Below are 26,194 nucleotides of genomic sequence, written 5' to 3'. Positions count from 1 at the left end.
GTTTTTTTATGCGTATTGGCCACGGCTACGATGTGCACCGTTTCGCTGAAGGCGATTTCATTACTCTGGGCGGCGTGCGCATCGCACACAGCTTCGGGCTGCTCGCTCATTCCGACGGTGACGTCCTGCTGCACGCCTTGAGCGATGCCTTGCTCGGCGCTGCGGCGCTGGGTGATATCGGCAAACACTTCCCGGACACCGACCCGCAATTCAAGGGCGCCGACAGTCGTGCGCTGCTGCGTCATGTGGTCGCGCTGATCCATGGCAAAGGCTGGAAGGTCGGCAACGTCGATAACACCATCGTTGCTCAGGCGCCAAAAATGGCGCCGCATATCGAATCGATGCGCGCGCTGATCGCGGCGGATCTTCAAGTTGAGTTGGATCAAGTGAACGTGAAAGCTACCACCACCGAAAAGCTTGGCTTTGTCGGTCGCGAAGAAGGCATTGCCGTGCACTCCGTTGCCTTGTTGCTGCGCGCATGAACGAACTGCAATTGCTCGGCCCGCGTGCTTATGGCGAACCTCTCGGCAGCGCAGTACTGAAAGCTATCGCTGAAGATTTCCAGGTCGATGAAGTGCTCGATATCCCGTTCAGCGGCGACGGCGAGCACCTGTGGATCTGGGTCGAAAAGCGTGGCCTCAACACTGAAGAAGCCGCACGGCGTATCGCCAAGGCTGCCGGCGTGCCGCTGCGTACCGTTAGCTATGCCGGCCTCAAGGATCGTCAGGCGCTGACCCGCCAATGGTTCAGCGTGCAACTGCCGGGCAAGGCTGATCCGGACCTGTCGGCGGCGGAAAACGATACGCTGAAGATCCTCAAGACCACTCGCCATAAACGCAAGCTGCAACGCGGTGCGCACTCGGCCAACGGTTTCACCTTGCGCCTGACTCAGTTCACTGGCGATAAAGACGCGATTGAACAACGTCTGCAACTGATCGCCCAGCAAGGCATCCCCAATTATTTCGGCGCCCAGCGTTTCGGCCATGACGGCGGTAACGTCGTCGATGCGCGTTCGTGGGCAGCGCGTAAAGCCTTGCCGGAGCAGCGCAACGTGCGTTCGCGTCTGCTGTCGACGGCGCGCAGCTTTCTCTTCAACAAAGTGCTGGCGGCGCGTGTGGCTGATGGCACTTGGCAAAAAGCTCAGGTTGGCGATCTGCTGGCGTTCACCGACAGCCGCAGCTTTTTTCCGGCCGGTGAAGCTGAATGCAGTGACCCGCGCCTGGCGATTCTCGATCTGCACCCGACAGGTCCGCAGTGGGGCGAAGGTGACTCGCCGACCGCAGGCGCTGTCCATGAACTGGAGCAGGAAATTGCCGCCGGTGAAGCCGAGCTGCGAGATTGGTTGATTCACGCCGGCATGAGCCACGAACGTCGCATCCTGCGGCTGCCCATTGGCGAGTTGACGTGGCATTATCCCCAGCCTGACATTCTGCAACTGGAATTCGTCCTCCCGGCCGGATGCTTCGCCACCGTATTGGTGCGCGAGCTCGTTGATCTGGTGCCGGTGGGGCAGACGGACAGCCCATGCGTATTCTGATTTCTAACGACGATGGGGTAACCGCACCCGGTCTTGCCGCGCTTTATGCTGCGCTGGCGGATTACACCGAATGCGTGGTTATCGCCCCTGAACAGGACAAAAGCGGCGCCAGCAGTTCGCTGACGCTTGACCGTCCGCTGCATCCGCAATATCTGGCCAACGGCTTCATCAGCCTCAACGGCACACCGACCGACTGCGTGCACCTGGGTCTGAACGGCTTGCTGGAGCGCGAGGCGGACATGGTGGTTTCCGGGATCAACCTCGGGGCCAATCTGGGTGATGACGTGCTGTATTCCGGGACAGTCGCCGCAGCGCTCGAAGGGCGCTTCCTCGAACGTCCGTCATTTGCCTTTTCACTGGTCTCGCGTCAGGTGGATAATCTGCCAACGGCGGCTTACTTTGCGCGCAAACTGGTCGAGGCCCATGCCGGGCTTGATCTGCCGCCGCGCACGGTGCTAAACGTGAACATTCCCAATCTGCCGATCGAGCACATTCGTGGCATCCAGCTGACCCGTCTCGGCCATCGTGCCCGTGCGGCGGCGCCGATGAAAGTAGTCGATCCACGGGGCAAGGCCGGCTACTGGATTGCTGCTGCCGGAGATGCCGAAGACGGCGGGCCGGGCACCGACTTTCATGCGGTGATGCAGGGCTATGTGTCCATCACGCCGTTGCAGCTCGATCGCACCTTCAACGATGCTTTCAGGAACCTTGACGGCTGGCTGGAGGGACTGCGCTGATGGCCCGTGAGCACGAAGATCGATTGCGCAGCGGGATCGGCATGACCTCCCAGCGCACCCGCGAGCGCCTGATCCAGCGTTTATATGAAGAAGGCGTATCAAACGCCAAAGTGCTGGAGGTCATTCGCCGCACCCCGCGTCACCTGTTCGTCGATGAAGCGCTGGCTCATCGCGCTTACGAAGACACGGCGCTGCCGATCGGCAACAACCAGACCATTTCCCAGCCTTATATGGTGGCACGCATGAGCGAGCTGCTGTTGGAGGCGGGACCGCTGGATAAAGTGCTGGAGATCGGCACCGGCTCCGGGTATCAGACCGCTGTATTGTCGCAACTTGTCGAGCGGGTGTTCTCGGTGGAGCGCATCAAGGTACTGCAGGACCGCGCCAAGGAGCGCCTGGTCGAATTGAACCTGCGCAATGTGGTGTTTCGTTGGGGCGATGGTTGGGAAGGCTGGCCAGCACTGGCACCGTACAACGGCATCATCGTCACAGCGGTAGCCACCGATGTACCGCAAGCGTTGCTCGATCAACTGGCACCGGGTGGGCGTCTGGTGATTCCGGTCGGCGCCGGAGAAGTTCAGCAACTGATGCTGATCGTGCGCGAAGAAAATGGCTTTTCCCGACATGTTCTAGGTGCTGTTCGCTTCGTGCCTTTGCTCAACGGGCCACTGGCCTGAGCATTTATTGGCAGGCGCTGAATTCCTTTCGTTCGCCCATGTCTTACTCCGGCAACGATGGTTTAAACGCGCAGATTGTCAGCTTGCAAACGTGTGCGCGAAGCGATTTCGCTACATTAAAGGTAAAGCCGATTCGGCCCGTTATACTTGCGACACCTCGTGCCGAAATCCGGCATTCCAAATTTTTCAGCCACCACAAAGGGAGCGGCGGGTGAGTCTCACAGTCATTGCGCAGCGTATGGGTAACACGAGCTTTCAGCGCCTGGTGACTGGCCTTGTCTTGAGCACCTTGCTGGTGGGTTGCTCCAGCACCAAATCGAACAATGTGCGCGTGGTCGATCGCAACAACGCGGTGGCGCAGCGTCCTACCGTAACGACTGGCCAGTATGTAGTCCGTCCGGGCGATACGATGTTTTCGATCGCATTTCGCTACGGCTGGGACTACAAAGCCCTCGCGGCCCGGAACAATATTCCTACGCCGTATACGATCCATCCGGGTCAGACAATTCGCTTCGATGGCCGCACCGGTTCAACGCCGACCGCGGTGGTGAGCAGCAGCAGTTCTTCGCCTTCCTCGTCGAGTAAAACCACGGTAATCCGGCGCCAGGCAAATGGCACGACGACCACTACAACCACCGGTTCTACGGGGGCTGCACCGTCCGTCGGCAACAAGTCAGCGCCTGCTCCACTGCCTCCCGCAGGCCCGGCCCCGACCGGCTGGGGATGGCCATCTAATGGCATTCTGATTGGAAAATTCTCTTCAAACGGTAGTTTGAATAAAGGAATTGATATCGCCGGAGATTTGGGACAGCCTGTTTTAGCTGCGTCTGATGGGACGGTGGTTTACGCCGGGAGTGGCTTAAGGGGCTACGGCGAATTAGTCATCATCAAACACAGCGAAACCTACGTCAGTGCCTACGGCCATAACCGCAGGCTTTTGGTTCGGGAGGGACAGCAGGTCAAGGTCGGACAGACAATTGCCGAAATGGGGTCAACGGGTACAGACCGGGTGAAACTGCATTTTGAGATTCGCCGCCAAGGTAAACCTGTGGATCCGCTGCAGTTCCTGCCAAGACGTTGATTTGTAAGCCAGCCTGTTCCGTCGCGTAGAGGGGACAGGCTCCAGCGCTGCCAAGGATAAAGGCGTCGCTTGAGCTTGGGGTCGAACTCACCAAAGGACTATAACAATGGCTCTCAGTAAAGAAGTGCCGGAGTTTGACATCGACGATGAGGTTCTCCTTATGGAGGCCGGCATCGATTCGGATTCTTCGATGTCGAATGATGAAGGGGCTGCTCCACCTTCCGTTCGTTCCAAATCCAAACAATCTGCGTCACTTAAACAACACAAGTACATCGATTACACGCGGGCACTTGATGCCACGCAGTTGTATCTCAACGAAATCGGCTTTTCCCCACTGCTCTCCCCGGAGGAAGAAGTTCATTTTGCGCGCTTGTCGCAAAGTGGCGATCCCGCCGGGCGCAAGCGCATGATTGAAAGTAACCTGCGGCTGGTGGTGAAAATCGCCCGGCGCTACGTCAATCGGGGTCTGTCGCTGCTGGATCTGATCGAAGAGGGCAACCTTGGATTGATCCGCGCAGTGGAAAAGTTCGATCCCGAGCGCGGCTTCCGCTTCTCGACCTACGCGACCTGGTGGATTCGTCAGACCATCGAGCGCGCGATCATGAATCAGACCCGGACCATCCGGTTGCCGATCCATGTGGTCAAGGAGCTCAACGTGTACCTGCGGGCTGCACGGGAGCTGACGCAAAAGCTCGACCACGAACCTTCACCCGAAGAAATCGCCAACCTGCTGGAAAAACCGGTGGGTGAGGTCAAGCGCATGCTGGGCCTGAACGAACGGGTTTCTTCGGTCGACGTCTCGCTGGGTCCGGATTCGGATAAAACCCTGCTGGACACCCTCACCGATGATCGTCCGACCGATCCCTGCGAGCTGCTGCAGGATGACGACCTGTCGCAGAGCATCGATCAATGGCTGTCGGAGCTGACCGACAAGCAGCGCGAGGTGGTTATTCGCCGCTTTGGCCTGCGCGGCCACGAGAGCAGCACGCTGGAAGATGTAGGCCTGGAGATCGGCCTGACCCGGGAGCGGGTGCGGCAGATCCAGGTGGAGGGCCTCAAGCGCCTTCGCGAGATCCTCGAGAAGAATGGCCTGTCGAGCGAGTCGCTGTTCCAGTAAGCGCCTCGGACGACCGCCCGCAAAAAGCCCCGACTGGTTCGGGGCTTTTTGTTGCCTGCTGCTTTTGATGTCGGTGCTGTTGCTTGTGCAGGAGCTGCCGAAGGCTGCGACCTTTTGATCCTGGTTCAAGATCAAAAGATCGCAGCCTTCGGCAGCTCCTGCACGGGAGGGTTTGTAGTCTTGTGCTGTAAGCCTTGGCTTACTCTTCCGTAGGTGTTCGTTATTTTTACACTTCGGTAGACGACTACTCAGTCAGTCGACTAGAAATAACCGACTGATAAATAAGCTTAATTTTAAATATGAAGCGGTTATGACAAACGATTTCGGCGCCAATGGTCGATTGCTCCCGCCGCAGAACTCTCTAGTATCTGAATTGTGTCGACGGACAGACACGCCCTTCAAGGAAGAGGGGAACGGACATCGCAGGACGCGATTCATCAGGACGATGAAAAGGAATACAGGGAATAGGGAAAAAATGTGGGCGGGTCATACCGCCCCTTTTTTTTGCCCGTAGAAAAGTCAGCATGCGCAGCTTGGCGTCTCTGTCGGAGGCATTGCGCGACAAAAAAAGGCCCCTAAGGGCCTTTTTGTCGAACGCGAGACAGATCAGCGTTCGAGGTCTTTGATCTTGCCTTTGACGCCATCCCACTCTTCGGCATCCGGCAGCGATTCTTTCTTCTCGGTGATGTTTGGCCAGATTTCTGCGAGATCAACGTTCAGTTGAATGAATTCCTGCATGTCCTCTGGGACTTCGTCCTCGGAGAAAATTGCCACAGCGGGGCATTCCGGTTCGCACAGGGCGCAGTCGATGCACTCATCCGGGTGAATCACCAGGAAATTCGGGCCTTCGTAAAAGCAGTCCACCGGACAGACTTCTACGCAGTCGGTGTACTTGCACTTGATGCAGTTGTCGGTGACGACGAAGGTCATTTCTAATTTTCTCCTCAGGCGGCGGCAGCGTTGCCCCTTCACGGTTGGGGTCGCCAGGTTCGGGAGCGATACCTGCTGGCCAGGCTATTAGCCAGCAGCATCCCAAACCGCGCGAGATTCTAACAGCTTGAAGCGGTTTGCGTTATATCCGCTTCTTCAGTGCTTATATCCGGTTCTTCAGTGCATAGAGCATTTCGAGCGCACGGCGTGGCGTCAGGTCATCCAGATCAAGTTTAGCCAGTTCATCGAGTACTGGATGCGGCAGGCTGGCGAACATGTCGCTTTGTTGTGGCGTTGCCGGTTTGCCCTTGGCGACCGGTTTCGGTGCTTCATGCGGCAAAGCGGTTTCTTCCAGTCGGCTCAGGTGCTCGCGGGCACGTACGATCACTTCGCTCGGCACACCGGCCAATTGCGCCACTGCCAGACCGTAGCTCTGGCTGGCAGGGCCGGGCAGCACGTGGTGCAGGAAGACGATGCGTTCATTGTGCTCGGTGGCGTTAAGGTGGACGTTGGCCACCAATGGCTCGGCTTCCGGCAACACGGTCAGTTCGAAGTAGTGCGTAGCGAACAGCGTATAGGCACGCAGGTGTGCCAGGCGCTCCGCCGCAGCCCATGCCAGCGACAGACCGTCGAAGGTGCTGGTGCCGCGACCGACTTCGTCCATCAGCACCAGGCTGCGTTCGGTAGCGTTGTGCAGAATGTTGGCGGTTTCACTCATTTCGACCATGAAGGTCGAACGGCCGCCGGCCAGGTCATCGCTTGAACCGATTCGGGTGAAGATGCGATCCACCAGCGACAGTTCGCAACTGGCCGCCGGTACGAAGCTGCCGATATGCGCCAGCAGCACGATCAAAGCGGTTTGCCGCATGTAGGTGGATTTACCGCCCATGTTCGGGCCGGTGATCACCAGCATGCGCGTGTTGTCATCGAGGCTCAGGTCGTTGGCCACGAACGGCGTTGTCAGCACTTGCTCGACCACCGGGTGACGACCCTGGGAGATGCGCATGCACGGCTCGCTGACGAAGCGCGGGCAGTTCAAATCAAGGTTGAGCGCGCGCTCGGCAAGGTTGCTCAGCACGTCCAGTTCGGCCAGCGCGCCAGCGGTATCCTGCAACGGTGGCAACTGGCTGATCAGGTCCTCCAGCAGCGCTTCGTAAAGCATCTTTTCTCGGGCGAGGGCGCGGCTCTTGGCCGACAGCGCCTTGTCTTCGAATTCCTTCAGCTCAGGCGTGATGAAGCGTTCCGCACCTTTCAGTGTCTGGCGACGGATGTAATCCGCTGGCGCCGACTCGGCCTGCTTGCTCGGCAATTCGATGAAGTAGCCGTGAATGCGGTTGTAGCCGACTTTCAGATGGCTCAGACCGGTGCGGGCTTTCTCACGGGCTTCCAGATCGATGAGGAACTGGCCGGCGTTTTCGCTCAGCGACTGCAGTTCGTCGAGTTCGCTGTCATAGCCGGTTTTCAGCACGCCGCCGTCACGGATCACCGCCGGCGGATTGTCGATGATGGCTGTATCCAGCAACGCCGCCAGTTCCGGGTAGGTGCTGGTGATGGTCGCCAGACCTTGCAGGTGCGGCGCTTCCAGATCGGTCATCGCCACTTGCAGTTCAGGCAGTGCGCCAAGGGCGTCGCGCAGCCGGGCAAGGTCACGAGGCCGCGCGTTGCGCAGGCCGATCCGCGCGAGAATTCGCTCGATGTCGCCGATTTCCTTGAGCTGTGGTTGCAGCTTTTCGAAACGATAGCGATCGAGCAGGCAAGTGATCGAGGTCTGGCGCGCCAGCAATACCGTCAGATCGCGCAACGGGCGATTTAGCCAGCGGGTCAGCAAACGGCTGCCCATGGCGGTCTGGCAACGATCGACCACCGATTGCAGGGTATTGTCGCGGCCACCGGCGAGGTTGGTGTCGAGCTCGAGGTTGCGGCGGCTAGCGCCATCCAGCACCACGGTGTCATCCAGGCGTTCGTGGCGCAGGCTGCGCAGATGGGGCAGGGCGGTGCGCTGGGTTTCCTTGGCGTAGGCCAACAGGCAACCCGCGGCGCCGATGGCCAGGGTCAGGTTCTCGCAGCCAAAGCCCTTCAGGTCTTGGGTGGAGAACTGCTGGCAAAGGCTTTTCAACGCCGAATCACGCTCGAAATCCCACGGCGCACGACGACTGACGCCACGGCGTTTTTCCGCCGGCAGGTCCCTTGGCCAGTCATCCGGGATCAGCAACTCCACCGGATTGATCCGCTCCAGTTCCGCCAGCAGATTCTCCCAGCCTTTGATTTCCGACACGCTGAAACTGCCGCTGGTGATGTCCAGCACGGCCAGGCCGAACAGACGCTCGTCACCCAGCAACGCAGCGATCAGATTGTCGCGGCGCTCATCGAGCAACGCCTCATCACTGACCGTACCTGGCGTAAGGATCCGTACGACCTGACGCTCAACCGGGCCTTTGCTGGTCGCCGGGTCGCCGACCTGCTCGCAGATCACCACCGACTCGCCAAGCTTGACCAGTTTGGCCAGATAACCTTCCGCCGCGTGATAAGGAATCCCGCACATCGGAATCGCCTGTCCCGCCGACTGCCCGCGTGCCGTCAACGTGATGTCGAGCAACTTGGCGGCCTTCTTCGCGTCTTCGTAGAAGATCTCGTAGAAGTCGCCCATGCGGTAGAACATCAGCTGATCCGGGTGCTGATTCTTCAGGCGCCAGTACTGCTGCATCATCGGAGTGTGGGAGGACAGGTCTGAAATAGCTTTATTCATCAGGGGTTTAGCTTTACCGGAAAAAGTGACAAGGCAAAAACGGGGTCGTTTGCATCTACGAAATGGCGAGTGTTTGCCAGCGATGCGGCCCGTGGGTTGATTCAGTGGGGCTGAGTATGAAGTTTTTTTGAGGTGGATGCAGCAACGCGCGGCCGCTTGGGTTGGCATTGTGTCCTATAGTGCCGAAAAGCTATCGAATGATCGGAATTCGAGGATTGCAGATCAGTTGAGGATGCAGCTTGGAACAATCAGAGGGCATCGGCTCACAAGCGTCAGCGAGCGATTGTTACTACGATGCAGAAAAAATGACCCTCAGCCGGGCGCGGCAGGCAGCGGTGCTGGGCAGCAATGAAAGCGACCTGCTGTTGGCGCTGATAGCCGGCGTGACCGATAAGGAACAGCTCATCTCCAGGGTCTGGGGGGAGCGGGGGCTGGTGATTTCCGACAGCAGTTATTACAAAACGCTGCACATGCTCCGCGCGCATTTCGCTGACGTCGGGTTACCTCGGGACAGTCTTAAGACCTTGCCTCGCCGTGGCGTGGTGCTGTTGTGTGAAATTCGGTTGGTTAGCGCGCAGACTCAAGCCTCTGAGTCGCCGCCAGCGCTGGTAAATGATGATGAACCCTTCATCGTCTACGCTCCCACGGTGAAAAAGCCATTCAGTCGTTACTGGCGCTTCCTTTTGCCGACAATCCTGGTGCCAGCGATTGCTCTTCCGGTCTTTTACGCTTATCTGGTGGTTAAAAAACCTGCTGATCTGGAGGAGTGGAAACTCATCTGGCAAGAAGGTGAAGCGAAATTGTATGTAGAAGAAAGTGAAAGAATGTCCAAAGAGGATATTGTCAAAGCGCTCAGCGAGTTCGAACCACCCATTGTATTATCCGATATTAACTACTACGTGCGAAAACCGCTCTCCCAATTACTGGTCAAGTGCATCAAGCCGGAAAGCAAGGGGGAGGCCATATGCGTGAACTACCAACTCGTTGGAAAAAAATAATCGCAGTGATTGCTGCTTTGTCGGTATTTATCTTCGGTATTCTGGTTGTAAAGCATTTTTATTTGCTCAGTCGCGATATTCCAGGGGCACCTTGTTTTGCATCCATCGATTTTGTCCATACTTATGATCACAAAGTTCGTTGGCATGGCGTTGGGGAAATGACGATCGACCCAAGGGAAGGCGCTCTCTATGTGCACTACGTCGTTAAGACCCCTGAAGGCAAAGTCTATACTTATGATCGTAAGTTCGAAATTGTACTAACGCATCTGGATACTTCCAGGTTTCTGTTCAAGACCCGCTCGATTGTAAAGTTTGATGCGGACACCGCCGGCGATGAGCTTCCGTTTATGGAAAGAGGTTTTCAAGGTGGTATGGTGACATTCAATTACTTCTCCGATACCGAGTACTATTACAACATTAATAACCTGATCAACGGCGTATGCCACGTCCCTCGCTAGGGAGAATCCCCGGGGTGCAAGGCCTCTGGGCGATTAAGTAAGACTGAGTAAGACGCCAGTAAGGCCTCAGCGCTCCTGCGTTGTTAATGTGATTCGAGTCAGGCCAACAGCCCCTGCGACTGCCGGAGAGTCAGCGCAGTTTGGCTATTAGTTGCCTTGAATAACATGACGATGTTTAGGCTGTTGAGGAACGTTATAGATGCTCTGGTTTTGCCTGCGCAGTTCTCATGGAACCAAGTCTCCCGCCTGGAAGCGATCAATTGCAATTAACCGGGAAGGTATTGTGTTTGTGCCAGCGGTGATTGCTGGAAAAGAAAAGGATGTGAGTCTTTTCACATTGTGTGATCGCACTCCTGTTCTGCTGTGTTTCGATCATGTTTACGTACCAGTGGCGTGGATGGTCAAGCATTTTCCAACGTGTAGAGCTCGCTGTCGCGACATGATGATGGCGGCACTTTCTGGCGTACAAGAAACGTTAGGTTGCCGTAATGCATGGTCTCGGGTGAGCAACTTCCGTGGCCGTGCTGGAGAAAAAAATTATCTGGGATTTGTCTCGTGAGATCGAATCTTTTTTGCAATCTGTCTCTGCTGATTGTTAGCGTTTTAATCATCGATAGTGCATGGGCTGGTGTGCGAGAAAGTTGCGCGCAGCGGCGTACCGAACTTTTGTTGCAGATTGAGCGCGCTGAGGCGGCGGACAATGTTTATCGAAAGTCCGGTCTACAGCAGGCACTTGCCAATGTCGAGCGCCATTGCCAAGAACCCTCCGCGCAAGATGACCGTTCAAGCGCCATCCAAAAGGCCGCAGCCGAAGTGCGACGCAGACAGAACTTTCTGGAGTCCGCGCGTCAGTACGGTGATGTGAAAGTCATCAAGAAACAGGAAGCCAGGCTCGAACGGGCTCAGACAAAACTGCAAAGGCTTATGGATGAGTAAAGAGTCAATCACCGCCAAAGATTCGCAGGGGGTGCTCTTTCTTCAACCCTGCAATTCAACGTGTTCATCAGTGACGCCGGGAAATCGAATATGAAAAACATCCTTATCTTTTCTTCAGTCTTTACTTCTGCTGTGCTGATCTCTGGCTGCACCGCCACCGACTGGGTGCACGCTGCCGGGGGAATCATGGGCGCCAAGGACGATTACGACAGGAAGGCCAGAACCGATCGACTTAAAAAAGCCAATGCTGCCGCACGTCGCGTCAAAGGCTGACCACACGTTGGAGCTGGGCCGTTATTCAATGCAGAATGATGGCCCGGCAATATCGTTTTGCAGCTGAATTCATATTTATGCGTTAATTATGCAAATCAGCATTTGTCTTAACGAATAACTTCAAGCACTATGCGCGTTATGCAAAAACGCAACGTAGCCTCCGTCTTAAGAGCACTGCTCGACCAGCACGGGATCTCCCCCACGGAGCTCCACCGTCGCACCGGCGTGCCTCAATCAACTCTCTCGCGAATTCTCAGCGGGAAGATCGTCGATCCCTCGGATAAACACATCTCGAAGATCGCCGAGTACTTCGCCGTGAGCACCGATCAATTGCGCGGGCGCGCGGATGTCACGCCGTCGGCCGGTGCCGTGCGTGATGACGTGCACGCGGAGCTCAAGGACATAATGCTGTGGGACGACGATACGCCTGTCGATGATGACGAGGTGTCGGTGCCGTTCCTTCGCGAGGTTGAATTGGCAGCAGGATCAGGAAGATTCGTCATCGAAGAGAGCGAGCGCTCTAGCCTGCGCTTCGGCAAGCGCAGCCTGCGCCATAATGGTGTGCAGTTCGACCAGGCCAAATGCGTGACTGTACGCGGCAACAGCATGTTGCCGGTGTTGCGTGATGGCGCCACTGTTGGCGTCAACGCGGGCAAGTGCGGCATCGGCGACATCATCGATGGCGACCTGTACGCGATCAATCACAACGGCCAGTTACGCGTAAAGCAGCTTTACCGCTTGCCTACCGGCATTCGTCTGCGCAGCTTCAATCGCGATGAGCATCCGGACGAGGACTACAGCTTCCAGGAAATCCAGGAAGAGCAAATCGTCATCCTTGGTCACGTCTTCTGGTGGGGCATGTACGCCCGCTGATCTGATCGACTTGAAATGAAACCCGCCCTCCCGGCGGGTTTTTTTTCGCCTGCAGAAAACCCTCAAAGCCTTTCTGGACGGGGCCTCCATGCATCCGTGCATTTCCAGTGCATAAATAAATGCATTTATGCATTGACTGTATATGCATCCATGCATATTCTTGCCACCAAGCCGCTCGACAAAGCGGCTGGCAAGACAAGCTCTTTAGTTCCACAAGAACAGGCAGCGATGAACCGGCCTCAACGGTTCAGAGGGTTGGCAACTGACCCGGGTGTGCAGCGTAAAGCACCAGAAGCAGTTATCCGGCGGGCAGGGACCGCGGTCGGAAAAACAATTTGAATGGACTCGTACCGCGCCAGTAGCGCCGAAAAGTCAGCTTCCTTCTTGAACACAGGATTTGAAGGAAGGCGAAGGAGCGCATTACTGAAAAGCCCGGTGCATCGTCGCCGGGCTTTTTGGAATGCCTGCCCTCCAGCTTGCAGATCGAACCTGTCTGCAGATTCATCGCTTGACCCGCCCACAACGGAAGTTGTCGGCAGACATCAAAAAGGCATTGCAGATGTTGAAAGATTGCAGATGTGGAAAGTGCAAAAGACTGCTCGCCCGGATGGGTGAGTACACCGAGTTCCAGATCAAATGTTCCCGATGTGGAACATTGAATCATGTGAGGGCCAGGAGCCCCGAACGATCGCCTGTGAGCGACTTGAGTGCTGCATCGCCAGCACACCCTGATCAATCCACTCATAGGTAGAGAAATGAACACTTTGAAGAAATACGCAGCACCGTTTCTGATCGCTGCTGCACTGCTGGGTAATGGCGGTAGCGCGGTTGCCGCTAACCTGTTGGTCAACGGCAGCTTTGAGCAGCCCGGCTGCAGCGGCAGCTGCATTCTGGACACCCCGGCGAAAGCCAATTTCATCACCGGTTGGACGACGTTTCTGTCCGGGGCCGAATACTTCAACATGCCGGCTTCGATTGGTGGTTCCGCGGCAGCGGACGGCGTGGTGATCGTTGACCTGGCCAACTACGTTTACGGCAATGGGGGAGGGATTCAGCAGAACTTCGCCACCACCGTGGGCGCCAAGTACCGATTGACCTTCAGCGCGGGTAACTCGCGTTACGCCAGCCGCTCCGGTGATGGTCTCATTCAAGTGAAAGTGGCCGGCCAGACCGCCACCTTTAACACACCGTCCGCCAAAGGCGTCGCGGTTGAGTGGAACACCATCACTTACGAATTCACTGCAATCACTCCACAGACGACGTTGGCGTTTTTCAACGAGCAGAATCCGTATGCCAACTTTGCCTTTATCGACAACGTCATTGTTGAGCGTTTGTAACTCCGACCGCCGTGGATCCACGGCGTTTTATCCAAGCGTGAAAGGCGACACCGTTACGGTGTCGCATCCTCACAACCCCCTCATTCATCAACGCTCTCAGGAGGCGTGACATGACAACCGAGCAACAAGCATTGGCCGATATGCCAATCTGGCTGGTCATCCTCCTCGCCGTAGTGGGCGGAGTGTCCGGCGAAATGTGGCGCGCCGACAAGGAGGGCGCACGTGGCTGGCCGCTGCTGCGCCGTCTGGCCCTGCGCTCCGGCGCCTGCATGATCTGCGGCGTGTCGGCGATCATGCTGCTGTATGCCGCTGGCATGTCGATCTGGGCGGCTGGCGCGTTTGGTTGCCTGACAGCGATGGCTGGCGCCGACGTCGCCATCGGCTTGTACGAGCGCTGGGCCGCGAAGCGCATCGGCGTCTGCGAAGTCCCGCCTCGCGACCAACCTTAACCAACACCAATTCTCCGTGCCGCCATTTTGGCGGCAGGGTTTCGCGTGGACGATTGAAAAGGAGGTCATGTATGCCCACACCGATCCAGCAGCCGTCGCAACTGTTCACCGCCATCGCGACGACGCTGCGCAACACCGCCGGGCTCAACCTCAATGTCGGCAATCACGACGATTTCACTGCCGCGGGCGATCAAGCCTGGGTGTTGATCGACTTCGATCGCAATGCAAGCGGAGTGCGCGCCGCTGATGGGCGCATAGCTCATGTCATGACGTTGTCGCTGCAAGTTATCCCGGCCTTTGCCGCCAGCGCATTTGCAGCATGCGATCTGATCGCTGTGTTGAAAAACCTGATCACCGACAACGCTTGGAACTTGCCCGGCGACCAGTGCGATCTGCCAATGAACATCGATGGCTTGCCGTCATTGCTCATCCGCGCCGACCAGCAATACAAGGCCTGGACCCTGACGTTCAACCAGACCCTCTACCTCGGCCCGACCTTGCTCGATGATCCGCTGGGTACGCCGAAATTCGCTCGCACCTGGGAAGTCAGCAACATCGACGACCCCGACCAGTACACCGCGCTGGAGGCCTGACCAATGTTCGATGCATTACTGCGCATGCAACTGGGTCCGATCATCGAGCGCCTGGCCGAAATGGAAGCCGAAATCGACGACCTGCACCGCCGCGCCGAAAGCTTCTGCCGCATCGGCATTTGCCAGACCGTCGACGCTGCGAGCAACACCTGTCAGGTCAGTCACGGTGGCTTGCTCACGCCAGCCATCAAGTTTTTCAATCCGAGTGCCGGTGCGCAGAGTGAGTCGCGGATTCCGACCGTGGGTGAGCAGTGTCTGTTGTTCAACTACGGCAGCGGCGAAAGCGGCGCACAGAGCGTGGCGTTGTTCGGCTTGAACAGCGACCGCTTTCCGCCAGCCTCCACCGTGCCAACGCTGACCCGTCGAGTACATCAGGACGGCAGCGAAAGCGGTTACGACGACGCCTCGCACACTCTGCACTGGCAAAACGGCCCGGCAGCCTTCAGCGGTTCACGCGATTCGCTGGAGCTGAGCATCGGCCTGGCCCGGTTAGCGATGACACCCCAACTGATCACCCTGCAACTCGGTGCCGTCGGCCTGACTATCGACGCCTCGGGCGTGCACTTCAGCGGCCCATTGGTCGATCACCAGGGCCGCGTTATCAGCCCCTGATTCAAGAGCCTCCCATGATCGGAATCGATAGAGACAGCGGGGCCACGGTCGACGACTGGCTGCAGTTTGTGCAGCGCGCGAGCCGGGCCCTGACTACGCCGCTGGGCACCCGGCAAAAACGGCCCCTGTATGGCTCGTTGATCCCCTCGCTGCTGGGGCAGAACCTCGGTGACGACGTTCTGCTTCTGGCCCAGAGCCACGCGGCGCAAGCGTTCTATAACGCGCAGAACGGGATCAGCGATTTTCAGCCGCAAGTGATCGTCGCCAGTCGTCAGGGCGCCGGCCTGTTATTGCGTTTCGCCGGCACCTGGAAAAACCGTCAACAAACCTTCGAGGTCGTGACATGAGCATGTTGATCCCCGGCCAGAATCAATTGGCCGAACCCGCGCTGATCACCGTCGAAGCGTTCGAAGACTTGCTCGCCGAGTTCAAGACGTTCGTCATCGAATACGTCGGAGCACGAGCACCGAACAGCGCGGCGAAACTCAAGACCAGCCTGGAAAACGAAAGCGAGTTGCTGACAATGGCGCTCGAGGCCTTCTGTGTTCGGCTGCAAACCCACGAACGCAAATACAACGCACGCATCAAGCAGATGCTGGCGTGGTGGGCGACCGGCAGCAACCTCGATGCGCGCTTGGCGGACATGGGCCTGGAGCGACAGTTGCTCGATCCGGGCGACCCGGCAGCCTTTCCGCCGGTGCCAGCGATTTATGAAAGCGATGACGACGCTCGTCTGCGTTATTACCTGGCGCCGCACGCCCCGGCAGCGGGCTCGCGGATGCAGTATCGCCGCGAGGTCTTCACCCTCGGCGAGCGGCCGACGGTGCATGTCGAATCCACCGATGCCGGGGTGGTCAACGTCACTTACACCTTCAACCCGGGCGGCCTCGCCGCGCAGGTCAAGGATGGCAATGGTCGGCGCACGGCACCGGGCGAAGTGCAAGTCACTGTGCTTTCGCGAGAGGGTGACGGCACGCCATCGCCAGTGTTGCTTGAGGGTGTCCGCCAGCACTTCGCCCGACCTGACGTGCGACCTGAAACCGACCTCGTGACCGTGCAAGGCGCGGACATCCAGCGCTACAAGATCCGCGTCGTCGCCAAGATCAATTCCGGCCCCGATTCGGGCCTGACCAAGGTTGCTGCGCAAGCGCAGTTGCAGGCTTACGCCGACAGTTGCCATCGCCTCGAAGGCCGGGTCGATCCGAGCTGGATCGACTACACGCTGCACAGCGCCGGTGCCGTGCAACTGCAGATTCTTGAACCGCTGGCGCCGATCGTGACCACGGCGTTTCAAGCGCCGTATTGCACGGCGGTCGAGGTCGAGGTGCTGACGCTATGAGTGATAAAACCCAGCGCCCGACGCTGCTCCCGGCGAATAGTTCGGCACTTGAACGAGGTCTGGATCTGGGCTTTGGTGCATTGCTCGATCGCATCGCGCCACCGTTTCCTGAACTGATGAACCCCGCAGAAACCCCGGTCGCCTTTCTGCCGTATCTGGCAGCTGATCGCGGTGTGGCTGAATGGAGCACCGCTGCGCCGGAGGCGGAAAAGCGCCTGACTGTCGAACTCGCCTGGCCCACCGCGCGCCAGGCCGGCACTCGCAAGGCACTGGAAAACGCCGCCAAGGGTTTGCAGTTAAGACCCGAGATTCGCGCCTGGTACGAACAGACGCCGCCCGGCGCGCCTTACAGTTTTTCTGTACGAGCCTTCAGCGAACAACCCTACAGCGAAGAAATCGACGCCCGTCTCGATCGACGTCTGGCTGATGCCAAGAGCGAGCGCGATGTGCTGACGGTCTCCGTTGGCTTGAGCGCTTTCGGCAATCACGTCATCGGCGCCGCGACGTTCTGCGGCGAACTGACCACGGTTTATCCGGTGTTCATCGAAGGGCTCGAAACCTCGGGAGAGGCGTTCGTGGCTGCAGGTATGTACACCGTCGAAACATCCACTATTTATCCTCAGGGGGCCTGAATGGCTGACTATTACACCCTGCTCACCAACGCAGGGATTGCCTACGAAACGGCGTGCAAGGCCGCGGGCGTGCCGATCAAGTTGACGCAGATTTCCGTCGGTGACGGCGGCGGTGCGGTCTACAACCCGGCCGCGACCGCCACCGCGCTGAAACGCGAAGTCTGGCGCGGGCCGCTCAATGCGCTGTTGCAGGACGAGAAGAATCCGAGCTGGCTGCTCGCCGAAGTGACCATTCCGCCGGATGTGGGTGGCTGGTATGTGCGTGAAGCGGGGTTGTGGACTGATACCGGCATTCTTTACGCCATCGTCAAATATCCGGAGTCGTTCAAACCGGTGCTGGCGACGTCGGGTTCGGGTAAAGAGTTCTACATTCGCTCGATTTTCGAAACGAGTAATGCGTCGCTGGTGACGTTGTTGATCGACGACACCGTGGTCAAAGCCACGCGTGCCTGGGTCATGAGTTATCTCGCCGAAGAACTCGGCAAGCTGGATGGTAAGCAGTCGGTGCGTGTTGCTGCATCCAGCAACATCGTGCTGAGCGGTGCGCAGCAAATTGACGGTGTCGCAGTGATTGCTGGCGACCGCGTGCTTGTTGCGAATCAGACGCTGGCCAAGGACAACGGCTTGTGGATTGTTGCCAATGGTGACTGGGTGCGGGCGACGGATGCCAACAGCAGCGCCAAGGTGACGCCGGGTCTGACGGTCATGGTCGAGGAGGGCACGGCGAATGGAGATTCGTTGTGGCATCTGACCACCAATGCGCCGATTACGCTTGGCACGACCGCACTGATGTTCAAGATGCTCGCGGGGCGAACCGGGATTGCTGCCGGGACGTACAAGAGTTTGACCGTTGATGAATATGGTCGCGCGACGGCAGGTGCGAACCCTGAGACGCTGGCCGGGTTTGGCATCAAGGATTCGTACACCAAGGGTGAAGTTGAGGCGTTGATTGCCAAGGCGTCGGCGTTGCCGGTGGGCTCGATTGTCGCGTTCCCGGTTGATGCGCCACCACCGGGTTTTCTTGAGCTGGATAACAGCGTCAAAAGCAGTGCGACTTACCCGGACTTGAGCGCCTATCTAGGTAGCAAGTTCAACAAAGGTGATGAGGGTGTCGGGAACTTCCGGTTGCCTGAGGCGCGTGGGGAATTCTTGCGCGGTTGGGATCATGGGCGTGGCGTGGATGCTGGGCGTGGTCTCGGCAGTTGGCAGGCCGACGACAACAAGTCGCATGCCCATACGGTCACCCGCATGCAGGCGTTCGCCAATGCCACCGGCAGCAATCCGAGTGCCGTAGTCGTAGACAACGGCAATACGGCCGTAATGACCAATTTCGCAGCAGGCTTCAATAGTTCTGGTGGCGCGGAGGCACGACCTCGCAACATCGCCGTCATGTGGTGCATAAAAGCCTGGAACGCCCCGGTCAATCAGGGAACCATCGATGTCGCCGCGCTGGCCAAGGAAGTAGAACGGCTCAAATCCGCCGTTCCGATTGGCGCTGTTCTCGCATTCCCGACGGGTATTGTCGCTCCCGGTTATCTGGAGCTGGATGGCAGTGTGCAAAGCATTGCGACTTATCCGGATCTGGCCGCCTATCTCGGCACTGTCTATAACAAAGGCAATGAAGGCGCGGGTAACTTCCGATTGCCGGAATCGCGCGGTGAGTTCCTGCGCGGCTGGGATCATGGGCGCGGTGTGGACGCGGGGCGAACTGTCGGTAGTGTCCAAGCCGAATCGTTCAAAGCTCACAACCACCGTTATTTTGATGAGACCGGTGCAACACTTGATCCGGCTGGCGCGTGGCAGGCGGGTAAAGTCAATGGCGCGGCTGCAGTCATATCTACAGGCGCTTTTCTTTCGGCAGTAGATACCGGGGTCACGATGCAAACAGTGACTGCCGTCACGACTGTGGATACCGGTGGGGCGGAAACTCGTCCTCGTAACGTCGCCGTCATGTGGTGCATCAAAGCCTGGAACGCGCCGGTCAATCAGGGAAGCCTTGATATCGCTGCGCTAGCCGTTCTGGGGCAACAAGCGACCGAAATCAAACAAGGCACGGCTAAAGTTTCAACCCAAGAGCAGACCGACTCTGGGGCTGACGACAGCACAATCGTAACGCCTAAAAAACTGCGCTGGGGTTTTCAAATCCTCAAAGCTATCAACGGTTACATCATTTTCCCGTCGTGGCTCGGTGGCTTGATTGTTCAGTGGGGCAGGGTCTCCGGAAATGGCGGTACGGATATTGCCACTGCCTTTCCGATCCCTTTCCCAAATGCCATGTACAGCTTGAATGCCACCTTGAACTACACGCCTGGGTCACCAGTGAACGGGTATGTGGACGTGGGAGTATCAAATCTCACTGCATTCTACGGAAAGCACACATTTCCTGGGGTCACCGTCTTTCATTGGGTCGCGGTGGGCAGTTAAGGAGTAATCATGAAATACGCACTATTCGACGAACATTCGAAATTACAGACCTGTCTGATTGAAGGGGTTCATCAGATCCCCGCGTCAGCCGTCAAAATCGACCAGGACCTGTTTGTCAGGTTGACGCAAGAAACCGATGGTATCTGGCGAAAAGTGGGCAACGAGATTATCAAAGAGCCGTTTCCGCAAGTGGCTCCTGACTATGCGCGGTCAGTCGCTGCCGAGCGTTATGAGCGCGAAGATTCTGCCGTGTCTGTGGACGGTCTATCGATTGCGACCTCGCGCGAAAGCGCGGGGCTGATTTACGGCGCCGGACTTTCGGCGATGCTTGATCCTGACTATCGCTGCAATTTCAAAACACTCGATGGCTTCGTAGAAATTGGAGCGCAGCAGATTCTCGCTATTGCCAAAGCCGTCAGGGCGCACGTTCAGGCTTGCTTCGACCGTGAATTTCAGCTGCTTCAAGCTGTCGAGGCAGGCACTTATGTGGATGCAATGCTGAAAGAAGGCTGGCCTGATTCCGTGCCGGTTACACCAATCTCTGCGCTTCAATAAACGTCCGCACCCTAGGGCGTTTTCTTGTCCGCCCAACAATATTCAACACCCGCCAAAGCCCCTCCCCAAGAGGGGCTTTCCCGTTTATGGAGAAACGAAAAATGGCAACCCGCCAAACCTACACCGTGCTCGTCCCATTCCCCACCGGCGGTGGGCACTGGTCGAGCGTCGGGCAAGACCTTGATCTGCTCGACGTCGAGGCCAGTGCCCTGCACTTCGCCGGTCGACTGGGACTGAAAACCCAATCCACCCAGGCCCAAAAGGCCGCTGCCAAGAAGGCTGACTGAATATGGCTGAGGTTCTGAACTTCGAGCACAACGGCATTACCGTCAATGCCACCGAATCCCCCGAGGCCATGGGTGGCCTGGGTGACAACGTCATCGGTCTGGTCGGCACTGCGCCGAAAGCCGATCCGCTGATTCCGCGTAACGCGCCGTTCCGCATCAACAGCTTCACCACCCACGCGCTGCTCGATCCGACCGGTTCGGAAGAGGGCACCCTGTACCACGCGGTTTACCAGATCCTCAAAGTGGTCAAGGTGCCGGTCTACGTGGTGATCGTCGAAGCGGGCGCGACCCCGGCCGACACCGTCAACAATGTGATCGGCGGGGTTGATCCAACCACCGGCCGCAAGCTCGGTCTGGCTGCACTGGGCAGTGTGCCGGAAGACCTGACCATCATCGGCGCGCCGGGCTTCACCGGCACCAAAGCGGTGGCCGGCGAGTTCGCCTCGTTCGGCAAGCGCATCAAGGCCCGTGTGGTACTGGACGGCAAGGACGCTTCGGTCGCCGATCAAGTGCTGTACAGCCAGGAACTCGGTGGCGCCGACCTCGGTTTCGACCGTTGCCTGGTGGTGCACAACATGCCCGCCGTGTACTCGAAAGCAGCGAAGAAAAACGTCTTCCTGTCGCCTTCCAGTCTGGCGATTGCCGCACTGGCCAAGGTCAAGCAGTGGGAGAGCCCGGGCAACCAGGTGACTTACGCCGAAGACGTGTCGCGGGTCGTTGAATACAACATCCTCGACACCTCCACCGAAGGCGATCTGCTCAACCGTTACGGCGTCAGCTACTACGCCCGCACCGTGCTCGGCGGCTTCTCGTTGCTGGGCAACCGCTCGATCACCGGCAAGTTCATCAGCTACGTCGGCCTCGAAGATGCGATCAGCCGCAAGCTGGTCAAGGCCGGCCAGAAAGCCATGGCCAAGAACCTCACCAAATCCTTCATGGATCAAGAGGTCAAGCGCATCAACGACTGGCTGCAAACCCTGGTCGCCGACGAAACCATTCCTGGCGGCAGCGTTTATCTGCACCCGGAACTCAACAGCGTCGAGAAGTACAAGAACGGCACCTGGTACGTGGTCATCGACTACGGCCGCTACGCGCCGAACGAACACATGGTTTATCAACTCAACGCCCGCGATGAAATCATCGAGCAGTTCCTGGAGGACGTTCTCTAATGTTTACCAACCGCGTAAGACAGGCCATCGCGGCCACCCTGCAAGGCCTGCCGCTGTCGGCGACCGTTGAAGAATTCACCCCGCCGAAGATCGAGTTCGACGTCGAAGAAATGCGTGGCGGCCGCTTCATCGTCGAGGAAATGGCCAAGGGCGGCAAAGCGCTCAACGCCAAGCTGACCCTGCAAGGCCTCGGCGCCGAAGTCATGCTCGCACTCGGCGTGAAGCTGGGCGACGACATCCTGCTGAACGTGCGTGAAGCCGGTCAGGATCAGGACGGCAACACCTGGTTCACCTACCACACCGTCGGCGGCAAGCTGAAATCCCTGGAAGAGACTGCGGTGAAGATGGGTGAAAAACCCAAGACCAATCTGGAGCTGTCCTGCCGCACCTACAACCGCCTGGAAAATGGCGTACCGGTGATCGACATCGACGTGCGCACCCAGAAGTTCGTGCTCAACGGCGTCGACATCCTCGGTGATGCGCGGCGTGCGGTGCTGATGCCGTAAATCACGGCACAACACAAAACCCTGTAGGAGTGAGCCTGCTCGCGATGAGGTCAGTACATGCAACATCAATGTGCTTGAAAGACCGCTATCGCGAGCAGGCTCATTCCTACAAGGGAATAGCGATACTCCCTAAAAAAGAATCACCAAGGAATTCATACATGTCGTGGATGCCACCCCAGCATGACCTGTTGTCGCCGATCACCGGCGACGACGGTTCGCAGATCGAGACAATCCAGCTCAAGCCGCTGTTCTACGCCGCGCAAAAAGAAGCGCTGGAACGTGCCGGCGATGACGAAGACGATCAGTTCTTCGAACTGGCGCTGCTCGCCACTGGCTTGTCGGTCAAGGAACTCGACCAGCTCAAGCGCCCGGACTACGTGAGCATCGCCCAGTACGTGCACGAGATGTCGACCCAACCGGCGGCGTACTTTCTCGGCCAGGTCGATGACGCGGAAAAAACCGCCGATCCCGATCAGGTGCAACTGCTGCAACCGCTCGCCGTGACCGGCCGCACCGTGACCTCGCTGAGCCTGGAAATGCCTGTGCTGCGCGCCACCAAAGTGATGAAGAAACTGAAAACGGCCAAGGAACGCGCCGAGTTCATCACCGCCCATTGCACCGGCCTGATGATCCCCGATCTGGCCCAGTTGACCGTCCCTGACTGGACGCAATTGCAGGTGCGCATCGACGATTTTTTAAACCAGCCGGCGGCCTACTTTCGGAACGCGACATCGAAGTAATCCTCGATATCGTCCCGCTCATTTACCCGGTAAGTGAGGCGGAGATTCTGGAATGGGACGCCGAAAAGGCGTTGCGCCGCTACGACATAGCGATCACTCGCCTTGGCGTGAAACAGGAGTAGAGCGGCAATGGCAGACACATCGTTTTCGCTGATGTACGCCGCGCAAACCGCAGGCGCGGGTTCCGGCTTGTCGGCAGGGGGATCGGCCACAGACAGCCTGGTCAAACCACTGTCCGAACTGAAAGAGGCGTTGCTTACGGCCAGTCTGGACATCCGCAGTCTGGTGCGTGAACAGATCAAACTCGGCGCTGTTGTCCTGGGGCTGAACACGGCCCTGGCATCATTCAAGGTGCCAGTGGTAACTGCCGCGCCGGCGGCAGGCGGCGAAAGCAAGTCAAAGCTCAAGGCTGAGATTGAACAACGCTCGCCTCCGGCCTACCTGCAATCGGACATGGCCCTGGAAACCGCCATGGCCCAGCTCAGGCAGGTTCAAGGCCTGAGTGGCGACCTCGGCACGCTGTCGAAAGCCAACCTCAAACTGGCCACCGACAAACGGGTTTCCGGCAGTGGGGCGACGGTCGTGGATCTGGTGCAGGTCGAAGTCGCGGCTGGCAGATCCGGGATTGGTGCGGGTCTCAAGGGCGCCGACAAGGAACAAGTGCTGCTGGACTTTGCCCTGGATGCAGCGGTCAATGCGTCGGCGTTCGGCATCAGCCTGAAGTCGGCCGGTGAAATGCTGTCGGCCTGGCAAGTCTCGATGAGACTGGATCAGACTCAAGGTCAGCTGCTGGCTGATGCGACTCAGCATCTGGGCAACAGCGGACTGAATACGACGGCTGCCGACATCGGCTCGGTCGTGCAGCAATCCGGCGAGTCGGCCGTTGCAGCGGGGATCCTGCCCGAGCAGTTGGCGGCGCTGTCAGCCGCGTTGCTCAATGCTGACGTCGACAAAGCCGGTGCCGGGGCGTCGGTGAAAAGCATCAGTGCAGCCTTGGCCAAAGGCCCCCAAGGCTCGGCGGCCGAGCAGTCGGCGTGGAAGGCGTTGGGGCTTGATCCCGGCAAGTTGACCGAAAACGTACCGGACAACCTTGTCAAAGCGTTGGCGGCATTGAAGCAACAACCGGCAGAGCAGCAAGCAGCGCTGATCAAGACACTTTTCAGTGGCGACGACGGTGTACGCAAACTGCTGGCGAAACCCGAAGACCTGCAAAAAGCGTTTTCGCTGATCGCTCCGGCCAAACTGGAAGGAACGTCGTCGCTTGTGTCCTCGCAAGCGACCCAGAGCAGCCTCGCATCGCCATTCAAGGGTGAGGGGGGCGTGCTCCAGTGGATGGGCAAACCCGGCGAGGCACAGACGCCGCTTTCATTGCTCAAGCCCAACGTTCCACTGACACCGGCTTACAGCGGCGCGATTGAACGCAGCGCCGAGCCTGCGGGCAAAGACCCTCAGCGAAGCTGGAACGCGTTCGATGCCAGTCTCAATCGTCTGATCACGGCGTTGGCGCCGGATGCGACCGGCACGCTGGATTCGCTGACGAATATGACCAATGGCGTGGCCGATATGGCTGAAGCCCATCCCAAGACCTCGACGGCGTTGGCCCTTGCGGGCGTTGGACTGTCGGCCATCGTGGTGGCGGTGATGGCCAAGGCATTCGGCAATTTCACCGACAAACTGCTCAAGGGCGTCGCTTCAAAGTTGCCGTTCGGTCTTGGCGGTTTGATTGCCGATATTGAAGACCCGAAAGCAAAGAAAACGTCGGCCGGAAATGGCGCGGGCCATGACTGCTGTTGCAAACCGCTGGGCGGCGGGACGGGGGGCAGACTCAAGCCTCGCCGGTCAAGCATCAAGCCTCGAGTCCGACGTGAACAAACCGGTCAAGGTGCGAAAAGCCCCCGCACGGTGACCCCTCGGCCACCACGGATCAGTGTTCCACCTGCACCACCCGTTCTGCCCCGCATGTCCGGTACGTACTGGCCGGGAACCATGACGGCATTTGCAGGCTCATCAGCCGTCAGTTCTGCACCGGCCGCTCCACTGTCCGGTTCTTCCGCCAGGGCAGGCAGACTGCTTGCCAGACGGGCCCCGCCGCTGCGGTTGCTCAGCGCCGGATATGAAATGGTCAACGGCGTCATGAGCGGCGATAAGCGTGCCGTCGTGTCGTCCGGTGCATCGTTAGCCGGGTCGTCTGTTGGTGCCGCTGTCGGTGCTGCACTGGGTACGTTGATTCTGCCGGGTGTGGGCACCATGGTCGGCGGGTGGCTGGGGAGCATGGCGGGCGGGGCCATCGGTGAATCGCTGGGCGACAAGCGAGGGCCACAAGTCGATCGTCTCGGCTCTCCTGCACAGGTCAGTAAAGACCTCATCGCGACCTCGGCGACCGCCACGAACCCTGCGGCACTCGCCTCCACAGCCGCCAGCCAGCCTGTCACGTTCAACTCCACCATTCACATCAATGGTCAGGATCAGGGCAGCGCCCAGGCACTGGCCAATCTAGTTGTGCAGACAACAATGAGTCAGTTGGTCCAGATCATGCCGACCAATCCTCTCGCCACACGACGTGACGCAGCCCTGACCGACGGAGTCGCCACATGAAACAACAAATGGCTCTGGGCAGTTTCATCTTCGGCCTGTCGCGCAACTTTGCGTACCACCAATTGTTGCGCAAGTCCGATGGCGGCTGGACCGAAATACAGATCCTTACCAGCAAACCGAAATCCAGTCAGACCGGACAGAAGCCGGAAACCCTGACCATCACCGGCAAGTCGATGTACGCCGTGGCCATGGATCGGCTCGATGAATTGCGTGCCTTGCAGGCGCTGCGTATACCGCTGCCGCTGATCGATGGCATCGGCCGCAACTGGGGGCTGTGGCGGGTCAACAACGTTCAGGAAACCCAGACCTGCATCATCGATGACGGTACAGCGATGGTGGTCGATTGGGTCATCGAATTGGCGGAGTTCAACAATGCGTAAAGTTCGAAGCGTGGCCGGTGATTCGGTGAATCTGCTGCTCTACCGCGAAACCGGTCGCAGCGACGATGCGGCCGAAGAAGCCCTGTGGAAACTCAACCCGACCCTGGCCGAACACGGCCCGGTTCTGCCCGCTGGCATCTGGGTCGTGCTGCCTGAACTCGACAGCAAACCCGCCGCAATCAAAGCGCTCACGGCGTGGGATTAAGGAGGTTG

At 58.3% G+C, this 26,194-nt stretch carries 32 protein-coding genes; 30 read left to right on the top strand and 2 right to left on the bottom strand.

Annotated elements, in window-relative coordinates; genetic code table 11:
- Positions 1-8 precede the first annotated feature (8 nt).
- The 6 genes from ispF to rpoS all read left to right on the top strand — a co-directional run bounded on the left by ispF (position 9) and on the right by rpoS (position 5,149).
- The gene (ispF, locus tag AK821_RS28215) at positions 9-482 is read left to right on the top strand and encodes a 2-C-methyl-D-erythritol 2,4-cyclodiphosphate synthase (protein WP_064393172.1); all 474 of its coding nucleotides are present in this window, start codon (positions 9-11) and stop codon (positions 480-482) included.
- On the top strand, positions 479-1,537 hold the full coding sequence (truD, locus tag AK821_RS28210) for a tRNA pseudouridine(13) synthase TruD (RefSeq protein WP_064393171.1): 1,059 nt from the start codon (positions 479-481) through the stop codon (positions 1,535-1,537). The genes ispF and truD overlap by 4 nt, the downstream gene beginning before the upstream one ends.
- Positions 1,525-2,274 (top strand): 5'/3'-nucleotidase SurE, encoded by a 750-nt coding sequence (surE, locus tag AK821_RS28205; RefSeq protein ID WP_064393170.1) that lies wholly within the window; start codon positions 1,525-1,527, stop codon positions 2,272-2,274. Before truD ends, surE begins: the two co-directional genes overlap by 13 nt.
- A 41-nt stretch (positions 2,275-2,315) precedes the next feature.
- Complete coding sequence (locus AK821_RS28200) at positions 2,316-2,951, top strand: protein-L-isoaspartate(D-aspartate) O-methyltransferase (protein ID WP_177330992.1); 636 nt, start codon at positions 2,316-2,318, stop codon at positions 2,949-2,951.
- Positions 2,952-3,162: 211 nt separating this feature from the next.
- A complete protein-coding gene (locus tag AK821_RS28195) occupies positions 3,163-4,032 on the top strand; it encodes a peptidoglycan DD-metalloendopeptidase family protein (RefSeq protein ID WP_064393168.1) in 870 nt (289 codons plus the stop codon).
- Between the two features lie 106 nt (positions 4,033-4,138).
- Entirely contained in the window at positions 4,139-5,149 is a 1,011-nt protein-coding gene (gene rpoS, locus AK821_RS28190; RefSeq protein WP_064393167.1) for an RNA polymerase sigma factor RpoS, read from the top strand.
- A 606-nt stretch (positions 5,150-5,755) separates the two neighbouring features.
- Here rpoS and fdxA read toward each other — a convergent pair.
- Positions 5,756-6,079, bottom strand: a complete 324-nt coding sequence (fdxA, locus tag AK821_RS28185) for a ferredoxin FdxA (protein WP_064393166.1) — start codon at positions 6,077-6,079, stop codon at positions 5,756-5,758.
- A gap of 163 nt (positions 6,080-6,242) precedes the next feature.
- Complete coding sequence (gene mutS, locus AK821_RS28180; RefSeq protein ID WP_177330991.1) at positions 6,243-8,813, bottom strand: DNA mismatch repair protein MutS; 2,571 nt, start codon at positions 8,811-8,813, stop codon at positions 6,243-6,245.
- 251 nt (positions 8,814-9,064) lie between these two features.
- Here mutS and AK821_RS28175 point away from each other — a divergent pair, with 251 nt between their 5' ends.
- The 24 genes from AK821_RS28175 (at position 9,065) to AK821_RS28075 (ending at position 26,186) form a co-directional block, all read left to right on the top strand.
- Positions 9,065-9,823 carry a winged helix-turn-helix domain-containing protein gene (locus tag AK821_RS28175; RefSeq protein ID WP_064393164.1) on the top strand — a complete coding sequence of 253 codons (759 nt, stop codon included), beginning with the start codon at positions 9,065-9,067 and terminating at the stop codon, positions 9,821-9,823.
- Positions 9,790-10,281 (top strand): hypothetical protein, encoded by a 492-nt coding sequence (locus tag AK821_RS28170; RefSeq protein ID WP_064393163.1) that lies wholly within the window; start codon positions 9,790-9,792, stop codon positions 10,279-10,281. The genes AK821_RS28175 and AK821_RS28170 overlap by 34 nt, the downstream gene beginning before the upstream one ends.
- Before the next feature lie 199 nt (positions 10,282-10,480).
- Positions 10,481-10,840 carry a hypothetical protein gene (locus AK821_RS30720; RefSeq protein ID WP_146117546.1) on the top strand — a complete coding sequence of 120 codons (360 nt, stop codon included), beginning with the start codon at positions 10,481-10,483 and terminating at the stop codon, positions 10,838-10,840.
- Positions 10,837-11,217, top strand: a complete 381-nt coding sequence (locus AK821_RS28165; RefSeq protein WP_064393162.1) for a DUF1090 family protein — start codon at positions 10,837-10,839, stop codon at positions 11,215-11,217. The genes AK821_RS30720 and AK821_RS28165 overlap by 4 nt, the downstream gene beginning before the upstream one ends.
- 90 nt (positions 11,218-11,307) lie before the next feature.
- Positions 11,308-11,490 (top strand): hypothetical protein, encoded by a 183-nt coding sequence (locus tag AK821_RS28160; RefSeq protein ID WP_064393161.1) that lies wholly within the window; start codon positions 11,308-11,310, stop codon positions 11,488-11,490.
- Positions 11,491-11,628: 138 nt separating this feature from the next.
- A complete protein-coding gene (locus AK821_RS28155; RefSeq protein ID WP_064393160.1) occupies positions 11,629-12,363 on the top strand; it encodes an XRE family transcriptional regulator in 735 nt (244 codons plus the stop codon).
- A 15-nt stretch (positions 12,364-12,378) separates the two neighbouring features.
- Positions 12,379-12,702 (top strand): hypothetical protein, encoded by a 324-nt coding sequence (locus AK821_RS30715; protein WP_152974202.1) that lies wholly within the window; start codon positions 12,379-12,381, stop codon positions 12,700-12,702.
- A gap of 220 nt (positions 12,703-12,922) precedes the next feature.
- Positions 12,923-13,114 carry a Com family DNA-binding transcriptional regulator gene (locus AK821_RS29745; protein WP_082355508.1) on the top strand — a complete coding sequence of 64 codons (192 nt, stop codon included), beginning with the start codon at positions 12,923-12,925 and terminating at the stop codon, positions 13,112-13,114.
- Between the two features lie 4 nt (positions 13,115-13,118).
- Positions 13,119-13,700 carry a DUF642 domain-containing protein gene (locus AK821_RS28150; protein ID WP_064393159.1) on the top strand — a complete coding sequence of 194 codons (582 nt, stop codon included), beginning with the start codon at positions 13,119-13,121 and terminating at the stop codon, positions 13,698-13,700.
- 110 nt (positions 13,701-13,810) lie between these two features.
- Positions 13,811-14,149 carry a phage holin family protein gene (locus tag AK821_RS28145; RefSeq protein WP_064393158.1) on the top strand — a complete coding sequence of 113 codons (339 nt, stop codon included), beginning with the start codon at positions 13,811-13,813 and terminating at the stop codon, positions 14,147-14,149.
- 71 nt (positions 14,150-14,220) lie between these two features.
- On the top strand, positions 14,221-14,742 hold the full coding sequence (locus AK821_RS28140; protein WP_064393157.1) for a hypothetical protein: 522 nt from the start codon (positions 14,221-14,223) through the stop codon (positions 14,740-14,742).
- A gap of 3 nt (positions 14,743-14,745) precedes the next feature.
- The gene (locus AK821_RS28135; protein WP_064393156.1) at positions 14,746-15,354 is read left to right on the top strand and encodes a phage baseplate assembly protein V; all 609 of its coding nucleotides are present in this window, start codon (positions 14,746-14,748) and stop codon (positions 15,352-15,354) included.
- A gap of 14 nt (positions 15,355-15,368) precedes the next feature.
- Positions 15,369-15,701 (top strand): phage baseplate protein, encoded by a 333-nt coding sequence (locus AK821_RS28130; protein ID WP_064393155.1) that lies wholly within the window; start codon positions 15,369-15,371, stop codon positions 15,699-15,701.
- Positions 15,698-16,693, top strand: coding sequence for a baseplate J/gp47 family protein (locus AK821_RS28125; protein ID WP_064393154.1), 996 nt, complete (start codon positions 15,698-15,700; stop codon positions 16,691-16,693). Before AK821_RS28130 ends, AK821_RS28125 begins: the two co-directional genes overlap by 4 nt.
- Positions 16,690-17,325, top strand: coding sequence for a phage tail protein I (locus AK821_RS28120; RefSeq protein ID WP_064393153.1), 636 nt, complete (start codon positions 16,690-16,692; stop codon positions 17,323-17,325). The genes AK821_RS28125 and AK821_RS28120 overlap by 4 nt, the downstream gene beginning before the upstream one ends.
- Positions 17,326-19,749 carry a phage tail-collar fiber domain-containing protein gene (locus AK821_RS28115; protein WP_064393152.1) on the top strand — a complete coding sequence of 808 codons (2,424 nt, stop codon included), beginning with the start codon at positions 17,326-17,328 and terminating at the stop codon, positions 19,747-19,749. It begins immediately after the preceding gene.
- A gap of 9 nt (positions 19,750-19,758) precedes the next feature.
- Complete coding sequence (locus tag AK821_RS28110) at positions 19,759-20,304, top strand: DUF4376 domain-containing protein (protein ID WP_064393151.1); 546 nt, start codon at positions 19,759-19,761, stop codon at positions 20,302-20,304.
- A gap of 101 nt (positions 20,305-20,405) precedes the next feature.
- Entirely contained in the window at positions 20,406-20,591 is a 186-nt protein-coding gene (locus tag AK821_RS28105) for a hypothetical protein (RefSeq protein WP_064393150.1), read from the top strand.
- A 2-nt stretch (positions 20,592-20,593) separates the two neighbouring features.
- Positions 20,594-21,760: a phage tail protein gene (locus AK821_RS28100; RefSeq protein ID WP_064393149.1), complete on the top strand. Its 1,167-nt coding sequence runs from the start codon at positions 20,594-20,596 to the stop codon at positions 21,758-21,760.
- A complete protein-coding gene (locus tag AK821_RS28095; RefSeq protein WP_016985055.1) occupies positions 21,760-22,266 on the top strand; it encodes a phage major tail tube protein in 507 nt (168 codons plus the stop codon). The genes AK821_RS28100 and AK821_RS28095 overlap by 1 nt, the downstream gene beginning before the upstream one ends.
- A 158-nt stretch (positions 22,267-22,424) precedes the next feature.
- Positions 22,425-23,006: a phage tail assembly protein gene (locus tag AK821_RS28090; RefSeq protein ID WP_064393148.1), complete on the top strand. Its 582-nt coding sequence runs from the start codon at positions 22,425-22,427 to the stop codon at positions 23,004-23,006.
- Between the two features lie 129 nt (positions 23,007-23,135).
- Positions 23,136-25,601 (top strand): phage tail tape measure protein, encoded by a 2,466-nt coding sequence (locus AK821_RS28085; protein WP_064393147.1) that lies wholly within the window; start codon positions 23,136-23,138, stop codon positions 25,599-25,601.
- Positions 25,598-25,981, top strand: a complete 384-nt coding sequence (locus tag AK821_RS28080) for a phage tail protein (RefSeq protein WP_064393146.1) — start codon at positions 25,598-25,600, stop codon at positions 25,979-25,981. Before AK821_RS28085 ends, AK821_RS28080 begins: the two co-directional genes overlap by 4 nt.
- Entirely contained in the window at positions 25,974-26,186 is a 213-nt protein-coding gene (locus AK821_RS28075) for a tail protein X (protein WP_064393145.1), read from the top strand. The genes AK821_RS28080 and AK821_RS28075 overlap by 8 nt, the downstream gene beginning before the upstream one ends.
- Positions 26,187-26,194 lie beyond the last annotated feature (8 nt).

It is taken from the genome of Pseudomonas sp. RIT-PI-r (assembly GCF_001297015.1).
In the GTDB taxonomy this organism is placed as follows: Bacteria; Pseudomonadota; Gammaproteobacteria; order Pseudomonadales; family Pseudomonadaceae; genus Aquipseudomonas.
This window is presented reverse-complemented; position numbering and strand designations above follow the sequence as displayed.